At 63.6% G+C, this 16,739-nt stretch carries 11 protein-coding genes; 10 read left to right on the forward strand and 1 reads right to left on the reverse strand.

Going from position 1 to position 16,739, the window contains the following annotated elements:
- Positions 1-190: 190 nt before the first annotated feature.
- From EB233_RS10585 to EB233_RS10620, 8 genes are all read left to right on the forward strand, one after another.
- Positions 191-1,870: an amidohydrolase gene (locus EB233_RS10585; protein WP_064988925.1), complete on the forward strand. Its 1,680-nt coding sequence runs from the start codon at positions 191-193 to the stop codon at positions 1,868-1,870.
- A gap of 138 nt (positions 1,871-2,008) precedes the next feature.
- Positions 2,009-3,109, forward strand: coding sequence for an ABC transporter ATP-binding protein (locus EB233_RS10590; RefSeq protein ID WP_064988924.1), 1,101 nt, complete (start codon positions 2,009-2,011; stop codon positions 3,107-3,109).
- Between the two features lie 2 nt (positions 3,110-3,111).
- Positions 3,112-4,032 (forward strand): ABC transporter permease, encoded by a 921-nt coding sequence (locus tag EB233_RS10595; RefSeq protein WP_064988923.1) that lies wholly within the window; start codon positions 3,112-3,114, stop codon positions 4,030-4,032.
- Entirely contained in the window at positions 4,025-4,825 is an 801-nt protein-coding gene (locus tag EB233_RS10600; protein ID WP_064988922.1) for an ABC transporter permease, read from the forward strand. Before EB233_RS10595 ends, EB233_RS10600 begins: the two co-directional genes overlap by 8 nt.
- A 23-nt stretch (positions 4,826-4,848) precedes the next feature.
- Positions 4,849-5,883 carry an ABC transporter substrate-binding protein gene (locus EB233_RS10605; protein ID WP_064988921.1) on the forward strand — a complete coding sequence of 345 codons (1,035 nt, stop codon included), beginning with the start codon at positions 4,849-4,851 and terminating at the stop codon, positions 5,881-5,883.
- Between the two features lie 62 nt (positions 5,884-5,945).
- Complete coding sequence (locus tag EB233_RS10610; protein ID WP_064988920.1) at positions 5,946-7,142, forward strand: serine hydrolase domain-containing protein; 1,197 nt, start codon at positions 5,946-5,948, stop codon at positions 7,140-7,142.
- 32 nt (positions 7,143-7,174) lie between these two features.
- Positions 7,175-8,356 carry a serine hydrolase domain-containing protein gene (locus EB233_RS10615; protein ID WP_064988919.1) on the forward strand — a complete coding sequence of 394 codons (1,182 nt, stop codon included), beginning with the start codon at positions 7,175-7,177 and terminating at the stop codon, positions 8,354-8,356.
- Between the two features lie 128 nt (positions 8,357-8,484).
- Positions 8,485-10,809 (forward strand): Tex family protein, encoded by a 2,325-nt coding sequence (locus tag EB233_RS10620; protein ID WP_064988996.1) that lies wholly within the window; start codon positions 8,485-8,487, stop codon positions 10,807-10,809.
- Here the strand turns inward: EB233_RS10620 and EB233_RS10625 are convergent, their stop codons facing one another.
- Positions 10,810-11,721 carry a LysR family transcriptional regulator gene (locus EB233_RS10625; RefSeq protein WP_027056860.1) on the reverse strand — a complete coding sequence of 304 codons (912 nt, stop codon included), beginning with the start codon at positions 11,719-11,721 and terminating at the stop codon, positions 10,810-10,812.
- 103 nt (positions 11,722-11,824) lie between these two features.
- Between EB233_RS10625 and EB233_RS10630 the strand changes: the two genes are divergently transcribed.
- Complete coding sequence (locus EB233_RS10630) at positions 11,825-13,021, forward strand: acyl-CoA dehydrogenase (RefSeq protein ID WP_064988918.1); 1,197 nt, start codon at positions 11,825-11,827, stop codon at positions 13,019-13,021.
- Between the two features lie 358 nt (positions 13,022-13,379).
- Complete coding sequence (locus EB233_RS10635; protein WP_064988917.1) at positions 13,380-16,739, forward strand: transglutaminase family protein; 3,360 nt, start codon at positions 13,380-13,382, stop codon at positions 16,737-16,739.

Consider the following 16,739-nt stretch of genomic DNA (forward strand, 5'->3'; position numbering starts at 1 on the left):
TCGGTACGTTGACAAACGCGAATAATTAGTCGCATTCTTTTATCCACGCTGTTTCAAGAGATCACAAGGGGAATTTCGAAGACGGCGCACTGGCATCATTTTCGTCCGATTGCGCAGCCGCGGTGACGTGGCAGTTTGCCGGACAAGACGATTGCCAGTTTCAGTCGGCCATCAAAAGCGCGGAGTCGCGATGTCTGTTACGGGTGCGGGTCGTAATGCGGATCTGATCGTCATCAATGGTCGTGTGCTGACCATGGACGAAGGCAATCCCGTCGCCGAGGCCGTTGCCGTCAAGGACGGCGCCATCATCGCCATCGGCAGCGGCGCCGCTATCGAAGAACTCAAGGGACCGGCCACGGAGGTGATCGACGCCAAGGGCGGTTCGGTCCTGCCCGGTTTCATTGAAGCCCATATGCATCTGTTCTCGGGAGGGGCCGAGCTCGCGCATCTTCAGCTTGGCGGCGTCCACGGATTCGAGGCGCTGCAAAAGGCGATCCGCGACTATGCATCAATACGGCCCAATGCCGCGATGCTGGTCGCGCAGGGCGTCGACTACACCGTGCTCGGAGCCGAGCGGGTGACGCGTCACCATCTCGATGCGATCCTGCCCGATCGCCCTTTCTGCATGGCGGCGCCCGATCATCACACGATGTGGGCCAACACCAGAGCGCTGGAGATGGCCGGCATCCTGCACGGGCGCGCGCTTGGTCCGGGCAATGAGATCGTCATGGGTGACGATGGCCTGGCAGCGGGCGAGCTGCGTGAGGGCGAAGCCTTCGGACCGGTACTCGACCTTGCCGGTGAAGGCCGGGTGCGGCTTGGGCTGGCGACCGGCGGCGAACCGGACCCGATGCCGTCGGCAGCCGAACGCGCCGCCGACCGTGACATCATGCGGCGCGGGCTCGCCTGGTGCGCACGCCACGGCATCACCTCCATCCAGAACATGGACGGCAACCTCTACCAGCTTGAACTGCTGGCCGAGATAGAGGCCGAGGAAGGCCTGCCCTGCCGCGTGCAGATCCCCTTCCACTACAAGAACTTCATGACGCTCGACATGCTCGACAAAGCGTCAGCCATGGCTGAGCGCTATGACAGCGAGTGGCTTTCGTCGGGCATGGTCAAGGTATTCTACGACGGTGTGCTCGATTCCTGGACCGCTGTCATGGTCGAGCCCTATGCCGACCGTCCGGATTGGGTCGGCGAGCCGCTGTTCACGCCGCAGCAGTTCATCGACCTGGCCGTTGCCGTCGACAAGCGCGGCCTGCAGATCGCGGTCCACTCGATCGGCGATGGTGCGGTGCGTGCGGTGCTTGACGGCTACGAGGCGGTGCAAAAGGCCAATGGCAAGCGCGACAGCCGCCATCGCGTCGAACATATCGAAGTCACCACCGCATCGGACGTGCCGCGTTTCGCCGAACTTGGTGTCATCGCCTCGATGCAGCCGCCGCATCCGCCCGGTGCAATGGATTTCCCGCTTGAGCCGACCGTGTCGCGCATCGGGCCTGCCCGCTGGCCGCTGAGCTATGCTTGGCGTACCTTGAAGAATGCCGGCGCGCATGTCGTCTTCGCCTCGGACTGGCCGGTATCGCCGATCGACCCGATCCTGGGCATTCAGGCGGCATTGTTGCGCAAACCATGGGCAGAGAGCGATCCGGACCAGAGCTTTTCGCTGCATGAATCGCTTGCGGCATACACGGTCGAAGGCGCTTATGCGGAATTCGCCGAGCACCGCAAAGGTACGCTGAAACCAGGCTACTTGGCGGATCTCGTGGTCCTGTCGGCCGATATCGAGAAGACGGCGCCGGCCGACTTGCACAAACTGCGCCCGGTGACGGCGATCTGCGGCGGCAAGGTCACCTATCAGGCCTGACACTGGCACGGGTCGTGCCGGCCAAATGACTACTGAACTGTGATTCAATGCCGGACTTGCCAACCTTCCGGGCGTGTGGTCACATCGAACAGGGGAACAGCTCCGCCAGCAAGAGCGGGGTCAACAGTGAGGCGTATCGTGCCGGACAAACCGGATCGGAATGCGATTGAAGTAGTAGGCGTCAGCAAAATTTTCGGATCGGGTGAGGGGCAGGTCGCTGCCCTGGACACGGTCTCGGTATCCATCCGCGAGAATGAGTTCTTCACGCTGTTAGGACCATCGGGCTGCGGCAAGACGACCTTGCTGCGGCTGATTGCCGGCTTCGACTTTCCAACCGCCGGCGAGATCCTGCTCTACGGCCAGGACATCGCGCCACTGCCGCCCTTCAAGCGGCCGGTCAACACGGTCTTCCAGTCCTATGCGCTGTTCCCGCACATGACGGTGGCCGAGAATATCGGCTTCGGCCTGGAGATGCTCGGCAAGCCCAAGGCCGAGATCAAGGCGCGGGTCGCCGAAATGCTCAAGCTGGTCAAGATGGAAGCGCTGGCGGGTCGCCGCACGGCGCAGATTTCCGGTGGCCAGCAGCAGCGCGTGGCGCTGGCCCGCGCTTTGGCGCCGCAGCCGAAAGTGCTGTTGCTCGACGAGCCCTTGTCGGCGCTGGACTACAAGCTGCGCAAGGAGATGCAGATCGAGTTGAAGCGGCTGCAGCATGAGACCGGCATCACCTTCATCTTCGTGACCCATGACCAGGAAGAAGCCTTGACCATGTCGGACCGCATAGCGGTGATGTCGTCGGGCAAGATCCTGCAGGTCGGCTCGCCGCGTGACATCTATGACCGGCCAGCCGAGCGTTTCGTCGCCGACTTCATCGGCGAGTCGAACTTTCTCAAGGCGGATGTGGTCGGGGTCTCCGGCGGCCGTGCGACGGTTAAGCTATCGTCCGGCACGGAAATCCCTGCCTCGCTGCCGGAAGGTTTCAGCCCCAGCGGCAAGGTCACCATCGTCGTGCGTCCCGAACATGCGCAGTTGAGCGCGGCCAGCCCCAATGCGTCACTGTCGGGCACCGTCGAGAACATCGTCTATCTCGGCACGGACACGCACTTCCATTTACGCCTTGCTGGTGGCGAGCCCTTCATCGTGCGGCGCCAGAACAGCCGCGGTGCCGGTGACGGCATCGTGCAGGGTGGCCAGGTCGGCATCGCGATCGGCAACGACGCCGCGCAAGTGTTGAAGGACTGATCATGGCGACCGCGGAAGAAGTCGCCAAGGCAGCCGAGCGGCGCGATGTCCGCGATCGCTGGCTGTTGTCAGCGCCGGCGTTGCTGGTCATTTTCCTCGCTGCGACCGGCCCGCTGCTGATCGTGCTCGTCTATTCGTTCCTGACGCCCGGCGCCTATGGCGACGTGAAATGGCAGTTCTCGTCCGACGCCTGGACATCGGTGTTTCTGGAGCGCGACATTTTCGACGACACGCTTTCGCTCGCGGCGGCGCATGTGACCATCTTCTGGCGCTCGATCAAGCTCGCGGTGGTGACGACGCTGGCGACATTGGCGCTCGGTTTCCCGACCGCCTATTTCATGGCGACCCGCAGCGAAAAGACCAGGGATCTCTGGCTGTTCCTGATCACCATCCCGTTCTGGACCAACCTCCTGATCCGCACCTTCGCCGTGCTGCAGATCATCCGCAACGAAGGCATCATCAACACCATCCTTCTGAAGCTCGGCATCATCTCGGCGCCGATCCAGATTCTTTACACCGACACGGCGATCCTGATCGGCATGGCCTATGTTTACCTGCCGCTCATGGTGCTGCCGATCTATGCCAGCATGGAGAAGCTCGACTTTCGCCTCGTCGAGGCGGGCTACGATCTCTACGCGACACGCTTCAAGGTGCTGCGGAAGATCATTTTCCCGCTGGTCAAGCCGGGCGTCATCGCCGGCTCCATCCTTGTCTTCATTCCGGCGCTCGGCGCCTATGTGACGCCTAGCGTGCTCGGCGGCGGCAAGAACATGATGCTTTCCAACCTGATCGAATTGCAGTTCGGACAAGGCCGCAACTGGCCGCTCGGCTCGGCGCTGTCGATCACGGTGATGATCATCGTCATGCTGGCGCTGCTTGCCTATGTGCGCAATGCCGGCAAGTCGGGAGTGCGTCATGGCTAGCAACTTCTCCATCAAGCACCAACCCGGCTTCACCGCGATCGCAGCGACCTGTTTCGTCGTCCTTTACCTGCCGATCGTGGTGCTGGTCATCTACGCCTTCAACGCGGCGAACTCGACGTCCGAATGGGGCGGCCTATCGCTGCGATGGTTCCAGTCGGCGTACCAGAACACGCAGGTCATCGACGCGACGCTGCGCTCGTTCCAGATCGGCGCCATCGCGGCGGTGCTGTCGACGATCTTCGCCACCATGGCCGCGCTAGCCACTACGCGCACCGCGTCGTATCCCGGCCTCACCTTCAAATATGCGGCGATCAACCAGCCCCTGATGGTGCCCGAGATCGTCACCGGGGTGGCGCTGCTGATCTTCTTTTCGCGCATCAAGATCTTCACTGGCTATTCCGGCCTCGGCTACCTGATCGCCGCGCACACGGCGTTCTGCATTCCGTTCGCCTATCTGCCGATCCGGGCGCGGCTGGAGAATATGGACCTGACGCTGGAGCGCGCCGCCGCCGATCTCTACGCCACGCCGTGGAAGACATTCCGCCGCATCACGCTGCCGCTTTTGTGGCCCGGCATCCTGGCCGGCCTGATGCTGGCCTTCGTCATCTCGCTCGACGACGTGGTCATCACCGAATTCGTCAAATCGGGCGGCCAGGACACGCTGCCCACCTACATGCTCGGCCAGATCCGCCGCGGCATCACGCCCGAGATCAACGCGATATCGACCGCCTTCCTGCTGCTTTCGGTCGCGATCGTCACGTTGTTTTTCTTTGTCAGCAGGAAAAGAGACTGAAACCGACAATGGGAGTTAGAACGATGAACTGGAAGACAACGGCGACCGCCATGGGGTTGGCGCTGCTCGCTTCGACGGGCCTCGCCCGCGCCGAAGGCGTGCTCAACATCTACAATTGGGGCAACTACACCAGCCCCGACGTGATCAAGAAGTTCGAGGACAAATACAAAATCAAGGTGACCATCACCGACTACGATTCCAATGACACCGCGCTGGCCAAGGTCCGGCAGGGCGGCACCGGTTTCGACATCGCGGTGCCCTCGCAGACCTATGTTCCGATCTGGATCAAGGAGGGCCTCGTCCTGGAGACCGATCCGGGCAAGATGGAGAACTTCAAGAACGTCGCGCCGGAATGGGCCAATCCTGAATTCGACCCGGGCCGCAAATATTCCGTGCCGTGGGCCTGGGGCACGATCGGCGTCGTCGTCAACACCGATGCCTACAAGGGCCCGGCCAACACGTGGGGTATCGTCTTCAACACGCCGGACGAGCTGAAAGGCAAGGTCAACGTTGTTCCCGAGATGGGTGACGTAATCTTCGCGGCGATCAAATATGTCGGCGGCGAGCAGTGCACGGACGACAAGGCGGTGCTGAAGAAGGTGCGCGACCTGCTGGTAGCGGCCAAGCCGAACTGGATCGCGATGGAATACAACACCATCGAAAAGATGGGCGCCGGCGACTTCAAGGCGACAAGCGACTGGAACGGATCGGCATTGCGCCAGCGGCTGGCCAACCCGGCCATCCACTACAACTATCCGAAGGAAGGCTTTGGCCTGTGGAGCGACAACGTCGTCGTCCTCAAGGAAGCCAAGAACGTCGAGAACGCCAAGCTGTTCCAGAACTTCATCATGGATCCGGAAAACGCGGCTGGCCTCTCGGCCTTCCACCGCTATGCCAACGCCATCACCGGCTCGGACAAATACATGCCGGCCGACATGAAGGACGCGCCGGAAGTCGTCATTCCGGCCGACGCCAAGCCGAAGGGCGAATTCCAGAAGATGTGCGCGCCGGAAACGCAGGAACTCTACACCAAGATCTGGACCGAACTGCAGAAGTAATCGCTGCGTGAGAGACCCGGCGGTACACGCCGGGTCTTTTTCTTTTCCGGGAATGGCCTTTCATGGACTCCTATCGCAACAGCGATCCGCGGCCGCCGATCATGCAAGGCTCGCCGCCCGCCATGGTTCCGCCGAAGCTCGACTGGGACCGGCCGCCGTGGAACCGCTGGGCGTTCCAGCACATCAGGGAAATCCTGCCGACCGCCGAAGTCTGGCGCGGCAACGGCCATCGCCACCGCCTCGAACGCGCCGAGGTCGATCTCGACGGGCTGGCGGTCGAGGATAGCGAGGGCAAGCCGACAACGCTCGCCGGGTTGCTCGACGAGACCTATACGGACGGCTTCCTGGTGCTCAAGCACGGCAAGGTTGCCTATGAGCGCTATTTCAACGGTATGGACGAGCGCACGCTGCACCTGTCGCAATCGATGGCCAAGTCCATCACCGGTTCGGTGTTCGGCATACTGGCTGGACGCGGCCTGATCGACCCGGCGAGGCCGGTGACCGATTACTTGCCGGAACTCGCTGCCACCGGCTGGGCCGGCGCCAGCGTCCAGCATGTGCTCGACATGACGACAGGCGTGCGTTTCTCCGAGGAATACACCGACCGCTATTCCGATATTGGCCAGGTCGATGTCGCCACCGGCTGGAAGCCGGTGCCGCCTGGCAGCGATCCGGATTTCCGCTGGCCTTCGCATATGTATGAGCTGATCCTGGGCTTGAAGGACACGGTCCGGCCGCATGGTGCCCAGTTCGAATACCGCTCGATCGAGACGGACGTGCTCGCTTTCCTCATGGAGCGGGTAACGGGCAAGCGTCTGGCGCAATTGGTTTCGGAAGAACTCTGGCAGAAGTTCGGCGCCGATGAAAGCGCCTGCTTCACCGTCGACAGCGCCGGCTATGCGGTGGCCGATGGCGGCTTCAATGCGACGCTGCGCGACTATGGCCGCTTTGGCCAGCTGATCCTCGACAATGGTGGCGGCATCGTGCCGGCCGACTGGATCGAGGCGACGCGCAATGGCAGGCACGGGCCGGACTTCAGCCCCAGCCTGCCGGAAGGCAGCTATCGCAACCAGTTCTGGATCGAGAATCCCCGCTCGCGCGCGCTGATGTGCCGGGGTGTGTTCGGGCAGATGATCCACATCGACTGGAACACAGGAATGGTCGTGGTGAAGCTTTCGACCTGGCCGGATTTCAGCAGCCTCGCCTATTCCGCCGCGACACTGAAGGCCGTGCACGCCATCGCCGCCGCACTGGCCTAGCCCCCATAAGAAACGACCTGGAAGGAAACGCCATGACCGGCAAGACCGCGTTCGAGACCCGCTACGGCTTCCGCCGCAACGAGGTGCTGCTTTCCAACTGGCGGGAAAATCCGTTCAATCGATGGGCGTTTCAGAACCTTGGCGAACTGGTGCCGACGGCACGCGTGGCCGCTACATCGGGTAGTGCCGAGGCACCCGTGCGGGATTTCAGCGGGTTGCTCGGCGAAAAGGTTTCGGTGGGGAGCGCACCGGAGACAGTGGCCGACTTCCTCGCGCGCTCGAGCACCGACGCGCTGACGGTGATGAAAGGCGGCAAGATCATTGGCGACTGGTTCGCGCCGCATATGGATTTCGGCGCCCGCCACATCATCTTCTCGATCAGCAAGTCGGTGACCGCCATCATTGCCGGCATATTGGAAGGCGAGGGCGTGTTCGATCCCGAAGCGCCGGTGACGCAGTACATCCCCGAAGCAGTCGGTTCGGCCTATGGCGATGCGAGTTGCCGGCATGTGCTCGACATGAGTGTCAGCCTCGACTTCGAGGAGGCATATCTCGACCCGGAAAGCGCCTTTGCCCGCTATCGCCGCGCGACGCTGTGGAACCCGGGCGGCGGCACGGAAAGCCTGCGCGAATTCATCCTGACCCTGCAGCGGCTGGCCGAGCCGCATGGCCAGACTTTCCGCTACCGCTCGCCCAATTCCGACCTGCTCGGGCTGCTGCTCGAACGCGCATCCGGCCAGCGTTTCACCGACCTCATGCGCGAGAGACTGTGGCTGCCGCTCGGCGCCGTCAGCGAGGCTTCGATCGGCGTCGACATGGAAGGCACGGCGCGCACCGCCGGCGGCATTTCGGTGACACCGCGCGACCTGGCGCGTGTCGGCGAAATGATGCGGCAAGGCGGCACCGTCAATGGACACCGCATCGTGCCGGAGGCCTGGGTACGCGATACGACGGTCACGGGCGGCAGTTCCGAGGCATGGCAGCGCGGATCGATGGTGCCGCTGTTTCCGCAAGGCCGCTACCGCAACAAGTGGTATCAGACCGGCTTCGCGAACGGCGCCTATTGCGGCATCGGCATCCATGGGCAGTGGCTCTATGTCGATCCCAGGACCGAAGTGGTGATCGCCAAGATGTCGTCACAGCCGGAGCCGGTGGACGATCCACTTGATCTCGAAATCGTCGCCTTCTTCGAAGGGCTGACTCGGCTGGTCTGACCCGTCGGGCGCGATCCCGTTGCCGCATGCTTTCCTGTGGACCGCCTGCGATGGCTGAAAACGTCGCGGTTGGCGGGGCGGTCATCTGCGCCTATGGTCGCCGCTCTTTTGGTGACGATAGGAACGACATGGCATCCGACATCAAGCGCATCGCGGCCATCATCGCGACCGAGATCAAGGCGCGGCCGGAACAGGCGGCTGCGGCGATCGAACTGCTCGACGAGGGTGCGACGGTGCCGTTCGTGGCGCGCTACCGCAAGGAAGTGACCGGCGGGCTCGACGACACGCAGCTGCGCGACCTTGCCGAGCGGCTCGCCTATCTGCGCGAACTCGATGCGCGCCGCGACACCATCCTCAGCTCGATCCGCGAGCAGGGCAAGCTGACCGAGGAGCTTGAGACCAAGATCGCCGCCGCCGCCACGAAGGCGGAACTGGAAGATATCTACCTGCCCTACAAGCCGAAGCGCCGGACCAAGGCCGAGATCGCCCGTGAGCGCGGGCTCGGGCCGCTGGCGGAGGCCATTCTTGCGAACCGGTCGCTGGTACCCGCCGAGGCGGCGCTGGCCTTTGTCACCGAGGAGGTGGCCGATGCCAAGGCGGCGCTCGAAGGCGCCCGCGACATCCTCTCGGAACAGTTCGCCGAGAATGCCGACCTGGTCGGCAAGCTGCGGACTTATATGAAGGACCGCGCCTTCATGCGCGCCCGGGTGGTCGACGGCAAGCAGGAGGCCGGGGCCAAATTCTCCGACTATTTCGACCATGTCGAGCGCTGGGCCAATGTGCCGAGCCATCGCGCGCTGGCGATGCTGCGCGGCCGCAACGAGGAAGTGCTGTCGCTCGACATCGAGGTGGATGCCGACGATGCGTCGCCGGTGAAGCCGGTCGAGCGGATGATCGCCAACGCCTATGCCATCGGCGCCAGCCTGCCGGGCGACCGCTGGCTGATGGACGTCGCCGGCTGGACCTGGCGCATCAAGCTTTCGCTGCACTTGACGCTCGATCTGATGCGCGATCTGCGCGAGCGGGCCGAGGAAGAGGCGATCCACGTCTTTGCCCGCAACCTCAAGGATCTGCTGCTTGCAGCGCCCGCCGGCTCGCGTCCGACGATGGGGCTCGACCCTGGCATCCGCACCGGCGTCAAGGTGGCGATCGTCGATGGCACCGGCAAGCTGGTGGCGACGACGACGGTCTATCCGTTCCCGCCGAAGAACGATGTACGCGGCACGCAAGCGGAACTCGCCAGGCTCATCCGGCAGCACAAGGTGGAGCTGATTTCGATCGGCAACGGCACCGGCAGCCGTGAAACCGAAAAGCTGGTGGCGGACATGCTGTCCGATATGCCTTCCGACGGTGGCCCGAAGCCGCTCAAGGTGATTGTCAGCGAGGCCGGCGCTTCGGTCTATTCGGCGTCGGCGACGGCAGCGGCGGAATTCCCCGGTCTCGACGTGTCGCTGCGCGGCGCGGTGTCGATCGCTCGGCGTCTGCAGGATCCGCTGGCCGAACTGGTCAAGATCGAACCGAAATCGATCGGCGTCGGCCAGTATCAGCACGATGTCGACCAGTACCGGCTCGGCCGCTCGCTGGAAGCGGTGGTTGAGGATGCCGTCAATGCGGTCGGCGTCGATCTCAACACCGCTTCGGCGCCGCTGCTGGCGCGCGTCTCGGGCCTTGGCGCGTCGCTGGCCGACGCCATCGTCGCGCATCGCGACGCGACCGGGCCTTTCGCCAGCCGCAAGGACCTGTTGAAGGTGTCCCGCCTTGGACCACGTGCGTTCGAACAATCCGCCGGCTTCCTGCGCATCGCCAATGGCAGCGAGCCGCTCGACGCCTCATCGGTGCATCCGGAAGCCTATGGCGTGGCCAAGAAGATCGTCGCTGCATGCGGCCGCGATGTGCGCTCGCTTATGGGCGACAGCGCGGCCCTCAAGGCGCTCGATCCGCGCGTCTTCGTCGACGAGCGTTTCGGCCTGCCGACGGTGCGCGACATTCTTGCCGAACTGGAAAAACCCGGCCGCGATCCGCGTCCCGGCTTCAAGACGGCGACCTTCGCCGACGGCGTCGACGACATCAAGGATCTGAAGCCCGGCATGCTGCTCGAAGGCACGGTCACCAATGTCGCCGCCTTCGGCGCCTTCGTCGATATCGGCGTTCATCAGGATGGGCTGGTGCATGTCTCGCAACTGGCCGACCGGTTCATCAAGGACGCGCATGAGGTGGTCAAGGCAGGCGACGTGGTCAAGGTGCGCGTCGTCGACGTCGACATCAAGCGCAAGCGCATCGCGCTTTCCATGCGCAAGGACGGCGGCGAGGGCGGTGCCTCGAAAGGCGGGCCGCGCGACAATGGCGGCGGCAGGCCGGCGCCACGCTCGCCAGCGCCGCAACGCCAGCCGGAGCGCCCGGCCCAGCAAGGCGCGTTCGGCGCGGCCTTGGCGGATGCCTTGAAGCGGAAGTAGCTACCAAGCCAGGACCGCGGGGTCCTTCTCGACATGGCCCAGCAGCCAGTCGCGAAAACTGGCGACGGGCGGATGGCCGCGCTTGTCGTGCGGGACGACGAGGTAGTAGGCGCTGCGGCTTTGCATCGGCTGGCCGGGCGCAGGTACAAGCTGGCCGCGTTGCAATTCGCCGGCGATCAAGAGCAGCGGCAACAGCGCCACGCCGAGCCCGGCCATGCAGGCCTGGGCGGCGGTGCCGAATTGTTCGAACTGCATGCCCGGTCCGGTCGGCGCGCTGAGGCCCTGATGTTCAAACCATTCGGTCCAGGCGCCAGGGCGCGTCGCCATGTGCAGCAGGGGCAGGCGGCCGATATCGGCAGGGGTGGCGATGGCGCGGTCGGCGAGGAATGCCGGCGACACCACCGGCGCCACGGTTTCGCGAACAAGAAGCGTCGAGTCCGCTTCCGGCCAGTCCGGCAAGCCGTAATGGATGGCCGCGTCCAGCCGTTCCCTGGCGAAGTCGAAACGACCGACACGGGTGACGAAGTTTATGGTGATATCGGGATTGTTTTCGACGAAGTCGGGGATCATCGGCATCAGCCAACGTGTGCCGAAGGTCGGCAGTATGGCCAGATTCAGGATGCCACCATGTTGATTGCTCATCAATCCAAGGGCTGCATCACGCAGTTGGCCAAGTGCCGAACGCACCGCTTCGGCATAAATTTCCCCTGCCGTCGACAGCCGGACGTTGCGGCTGTCGCGCTCGAACAATCGGCGCCCGAATTGGTCTTCCAAGGCGCTGATCTGCCGGCTGACGGCGCCCTGGGTCAGATCCAGTTCCTGGGCGGCTGCGGTGAAAGACCCAAGGCGAGCCACCGCCTCGAAGGCGGCGAGGGCGCTGATGTTGGGCAGGAGGCGGCGCTGGACACTCATGATCTATTCCTAACGCTCATTGATTGGTGAAGCAATTTCGTTTGATTTTTTCAGGCTGGAGGCCGATAAGCCGGGCTTCACCCGTTTTCGAGGACCAGAAGCCATGGCCGCCGACAAGAATGCATTCGTCTGGGAAGATCCGTTCCTGATCGAGGACCAGCTTTCGGAAGACGAGCGCATGGTGCGAGACGGTGCGGCGGCTTTCTCCGCCGACAAGCTCGCGCCGCGCATCGAGGAGGCCTATCTCAACGAGACCTTCGACACGGCGATCTTTCGCGAAATGGGCGAGGCCGGACTGCTCGGCATCAACATTCCGGAAGAGTTCGGCGGGCTCGGCGCCAGCTATGTGACTTACGGGCTGGTGGCGCGGGAAGTCGAGCGCGTCGATTCCGGCTACCGCTCGATGATGTCGGTGCAGTCGTCGCTGGTGATGTATCCGATCTACGCCTACGGCTCGGACGAACAGCGCAAGAAGTATCTACCCAAGCTCGCCAGCGGCGAGTTGATCGGCTGTTTCGGCCTGACCGAGCCGGATGCCGGCTCCGACCCGGGCGGCATGAAGACCCGCGCGGAAAAGACCGCCAAGGGCTACAAGCTCTCCGGCTCCAAGATGTGGATTTCCAACGCGCCGGTCGCCGACGTGTTCGTGGTCTGGGCGAAGCTGAAGGGTGAGAACGGCAAGGACGAGATCCGCGGCTTCGTGCTCGAAAAGGGCATGAAGGGGCTGTCGGCGCCGAAGATCGGTGGCAAGCTGTCGCTGCGGGCGTCGATCACCGGCGAAGTGGTGATGGAAGGCGTCGAGGTCGGCGAGGACGCGCTGCTGCCCAACGCCAAGGGCCTTGGTGGTCCGTTCGGCTGCCTCAACCGGGCTCGCTACGGCATTTCCTGGGGCTCGATGGGGGCGGCTGAGGATTGCTGGCATCGCGCCCGCCAGTATGGCCTCGACCGCAAGCAGTTCGGCAAGCCGCTGGCCGGCACGCAACTCTACCAGAAGAAGCTCGCCGACATGCAGACCGAGATCGCGCTTGGGCTGCAGGCATCGTTGCGCGTCGGGCGCTTGCTCGATGAAGGCAAGATGGCACCGGAAATGATCTCGATCGTCAAGCGCAACAATTGCGGCAAGGCGCTCGACATCGCCCGCCAGGCCCGCGACATGCATGGCGGCAACGGCATCCAGATCGGATACCACGTCATGCGCCACGCCCAGAATCTGGAGACCGTCAACACCTATGAGGGCACGCATGACGTGCATGCTCTGATCCTGGGAAGGGCGCAAACGGGTATCCAGGCATTCTTCTGAGCCCTCTGCTTCGTCATCCTCGGGATTGACCCGAGGATCCATGCCGCCACGTCAAGACGGCACTGCGGTACAGGATTTTTCAGGACAGAGCACAACGTTTCCTGCACCCACGCGCTCTACGTCTGGCTTAACCGAATGGATCCTGGGGTCTGCGCTGCCTCGCTGCGCTCCTTGCTTCGCCCAAGGATGACGAAGACGCGAAGGCCTTTGCCAATTCTGGAGGCTGGTGGAACCAGTCTGCAAACCCGGCCATACAGTCCTTAGCTGCTTAATTTAGGTGCACCGCAACATCTGTGCTTGGAGAATGCCCGGGACTTGTGTCAGGGTTCGGCCAGTTAAACGCGATCCCCGGGGTCCCATGGCAATTCTGGCAGCCGTCTACCACCTGACCCATTACAAATACGACCGGCCGGTGGTGCTCGGGCCTCAGATCATCAGGCTGCAGCCGGCGCCGCATTCCCGAACCAAGGTGCTCAGCCATTCGCTCAAGGTCCAACCGGCGAACCACTTCGTCAATTTGCAGCAGGACCCCTACGGCAATTTCCTTGCCCGTTTCGTGTTTCCGGAGCCGGTAAGCGAACTGAAGATCGAGGTCGACCTCGTCGCCGACATGACAGTCTATAATCCGTTCGATTTTTTCGTCGAACCGTCGGCCGAGACATTTCCGTTCGAGTATCCGGAAGAGATCAGGGATGATCTCGCCATCTACCGGACACCGGAGCCGGCGGGGCCGCTGCTCTCGGCGTTTCTGAAAACCATCGACCGTAGCGCGCCCAACACCGTCAATTTCCTCGTCGACCTCAATGCGCGTCTGCAACGCGAGATCGCCTATATAGTGCGCATGGAGACCGGCGTGTTTTCGCCGGAGGAAACTTTGGCGGCCGGCAAGGGCTCGTGCCGGGATTCGAGCTGGCTGCTGGTGCAGATCCTGCGCAATCTCGGCATCGCCGCGCGCTTCGTCTCCGGCTATCTGATCCAGCTCAAACCGGACCTCGTCGCGCTGGATGGGCCAGCCGGGACATCGGTCGATTTCACCGACCTGCATGCCTGGTGCGAGGTTTATCTGCCCGGCGCGGGCTGGATCGGTTTCGACCCGACCTCGGGCCTCTTGACCGGCGAAAGCCATGTGCCGCTGGCAGCGACGCCGCATTTCCGCAACGCGGCACCGATTTCCGGCATGGCAAGCTTTGCCAATGTCGAATTCGGCTTCGACATGCGGGTCGACCGCATTGCCGAGCATCCGCGCATCACCAAACCATTCTCGGATGAAAGCTGGCAGGCGCTCGACGCGCTCGGCAACAAGGTCGATGCAGCAATTGGCGAAGGCGACGTGCGGCTGACGATGGGCGGCGAGCCGACCTTCGTGTCGATCGACGATTTCGAATCCGCCGAATGGAACACCGCCGCCGTCGGCCCGACCAAGCGCGAAAAGGCCGATGCGCTGATCCGCCGGCTGCGCGAGCGTTTCGCGCCGGGCGGCTTTCTCCACTACGGCCAGGGCAAGTGGTATCCGGGCGAAAGCCTGCCCCGCTGGACCTTCTCGCTCTACTGGCGGACCGACGGCCAGCCGGTGTGGAGCGATCCGTCGCTGATCGCCCGCGAAAAGAGTTCGGCTGATATCGGTCCAAAACAGGCTGAAAGCCTGCTCACCGCGATTGCCGGTGAACTCGGTATCGACCAGGCCATGGTCAGCGAAGCCTATGAGGATCCGGCCGAATGGTTGCTCAAGGAAGGCAAGCTGCCTGAAAATGTCGATCCGTCCAATTCGAAGCTGGAAGACCCGGAAGAACGCAGCCGCATGGCGAAAGTGTTCGAACGCGGTCTGACCAAGCCATCTGGCTATGTGCTGCCGGTGCAGCGCTGGAACAGCCAGGCGTCGGGGCCGCGCTGGCGCTCGGAAAAGTGGAAAACGCGGCGCGGCCGGCTGTTTCTCGTCCCTGGCGATTCACCGGTTGGCTATCGCTTGCCACTCGGAACGCTGCCCCATGTGCCGCCGGCGCAGTATCCCTATATCGTGCCGGTCGATCCGTCGTTGCCGCGTGGGGCGCTGCCGACGCGTGAAGCGATCCTGCCCACAGCGGCTCCGGCCGAGCTCGAAGGTGCCGACGAAATGGCAAGGCGCCAGCAAGCGGCATCCTTCACCGCCGCGACCGGTCGGCAGGATCGGGTCGAGCAGGAGATCACCGAGATCGGCGGCGCGGTGCGCACCGCGCTTTCGGTCGAGCCGCGCGATGGGCGGCTGTGCGTGTTCATGCCGCCGGTGGAAGCTTTGGAAGATTATCTCGAACTGGTCGCCGCCGCCGAGAATGCGGCAAGGGCCATCGGCCTGCCCGTGCACATAGAGGGCTATGGTCCGCCGCACGATCCGCGCCTCAACGTCATCCGCGTCGCGCCCGACCCCGGCGTCATCGAGGTCAACATCCATCCGGCGTCGAATTGGCAGGATTGCGTGGCGACGACCACGGCGATCTACGAAGAGGCGCGGCGGACGCGGCTTGGCGCCGACAAGTTCATGATCGATGGCCGCCACACGGGCACCGGCGGCGGCAACCATGTCGTGGTCGGCGGCGCGACGCCCAATGACAGCCCGTTCCTGCGCCGGCCCGATCTGTTGAAGAGCCTGGTGCTGCAATGGCAGCGGCATCCCTCGCTGTCCTATCTGTTCTCGGGCCTGTTCATCGGCCCGACCAGCCAGGCGCCGCGCTTCGACGAGGCGCGTCACGATTCGCTGTATGAGCTTGAGATCGCGATGGCGCAGGTGCCGCACCCAGATCAAGGCAACGCCCCTTTGCCTTGGCTGGTCGACCGGCTGTTCCGCAATCTTTTGACCGACGTCACCGGCAATACGCATCGCTCGGAAATCTGCATCGACAAGCTGTTCTCGCCGGATGGGCCGACCGGTCGGTTGGGACTGGTCGAGTTCCGTGGTTTCGAGATGCCGCCCAATGCGCGCATGAGCCTGGCGCAGCAATTGCTGGTCAGGGCGATCATTGCCCGCGCGTGGAAGAACCCGCTCGACGGCCGTTTCGTGCGCTGGGGCACCTCGTTGCATGACCGCTTCATGCTGCCGCATCATGTCTGGGCCGATTTTCTCGACGTGCTCGATGACCTCAAGCTCAACGGCTTCGAATTCCGGCCCGAATGGTTCGACGCCCAGCTCGAATTCCGCTTTCCCTTCTGCGGCGAGGTCCAGCACGCCGGCATCAAGCTGGAGCTGCGGCAGGCGCTGGAGCCGTGGCATGTCATGGGCGAGCAGGGCGCGATCGGCGGCACCGTGCGCTTCGTCGATTCCTCGGTCGAGCGGCTGCAGGTCAAGACCGAAGGTCTCAATCCCGAGCGTCATGCCATCGTCTGCAACGGCCGCATCGTACCGATGAAGGTGACGGACAACCGTGAGGTGGCGGTGGCCGGTGTGCGCTTCAAGGCCTGGCAGCCGGCTTCGGGCCTGCATCCGGCGCTGCCGGTCAACACGCCGCTGGTCTTCGACATCTATGACCGCTGGTCAGGCCGGGCGGTCGGCGGCTGCGTCTACCATGTCGCGCATCCCGGTGGGCGCAACTACGATACCTTCCCGGTGAACGGCAACGAGGCGGAAGCGCGACGGCTCGCCCGCTTCGAACCGCGTGGCCACACACCATCGGGCTATGTGCTGCGCGAGGAACAGCCGGGGGAAGATTTCCCGATGACCCTTGACCTTCGGCGCCCACCCAGACTGTGA

It is taken from the genome of Mesorhizobium erdmanii (genome assembly GCF_013170725.1).
GTDB lineage: Bacteria > Pseudomonadota > Alphaproteobacteria > Rhizobiales > Rhizobiaceae > Mesorhizobium > Mesorhizobium erdmanii.

Bases quoted from the DNA above. Each gene is read 5' to 3' on its own strand.
- EB233_RS10585 (WP_064988925.1), top strand. From the start codon at position 191: ATGTCTGTTACGGGTGCGGGTCGTAATGCGGATCTGATCGTCATCAAT.
- EB233_RS10595 (WP_064988923.1), top strand. From the start codon at position 3,112: ATGGCGACCGCGGAAGAAGTCGCCAAGGCAGCCGAGCGGCGCGATGTC.
- EB233_RS10600 (WP_064988922.1), top strand. From the start codon at position 4,025: ATGGCTAGCAACTTCTCCATCAAGCACCAACCCGGCTTCACCGCGATC.
- EB233_RS10605 (WP_064988921.1), top strand. From the start codon at position 4,849: ATGAACTGGAAGACAACGGCGACCGCCATGGGGTTGGCGCTGCTCGCT.
- EB233_RS10610 (WP_064988920.1), top strand. From the start codon at position 5,946: ATGGACTCCTATCGCAACAGCGATCCGCGGCCGCCGATCATGCAAGGC.
- EB233_RS10615 (WP_064988919.1), top strand. From the start codon at position 7,175: ATGACCGGCAAGACCGCGTTCGAGACCCGCTACGGCTTCCGCCGCAAC.
- EB233_RS10620 (WP_064988996.1), top strand. From the start codon at position 8,485: ATGGCATCCGACATCAAGCGCATCGCGGCCATCATCGCGACCGAGATC.
- EB233_RS10625 (WP_027056860.1), bottom strand. From the start codon at position 11,721: ATGAGTGTCCAGCGCCGCCTCCTGCCCAACATCAGCGCCCTCGCCGCC.
- EB233_RS10630 (WP_064988918.1), top strand. From the start codon at position 11,825: ATGGCCGCCGACAAGAATGCATTCGTCTGGGAAGATCCGTTCCTGATC.
- EB233_RS10635 (WP_064988917.1), top strand. From the start codon at position 13,380: ATGGCAATTCTGGCAGCCGTCTACCACCTGACCCATTACAAATACGAC.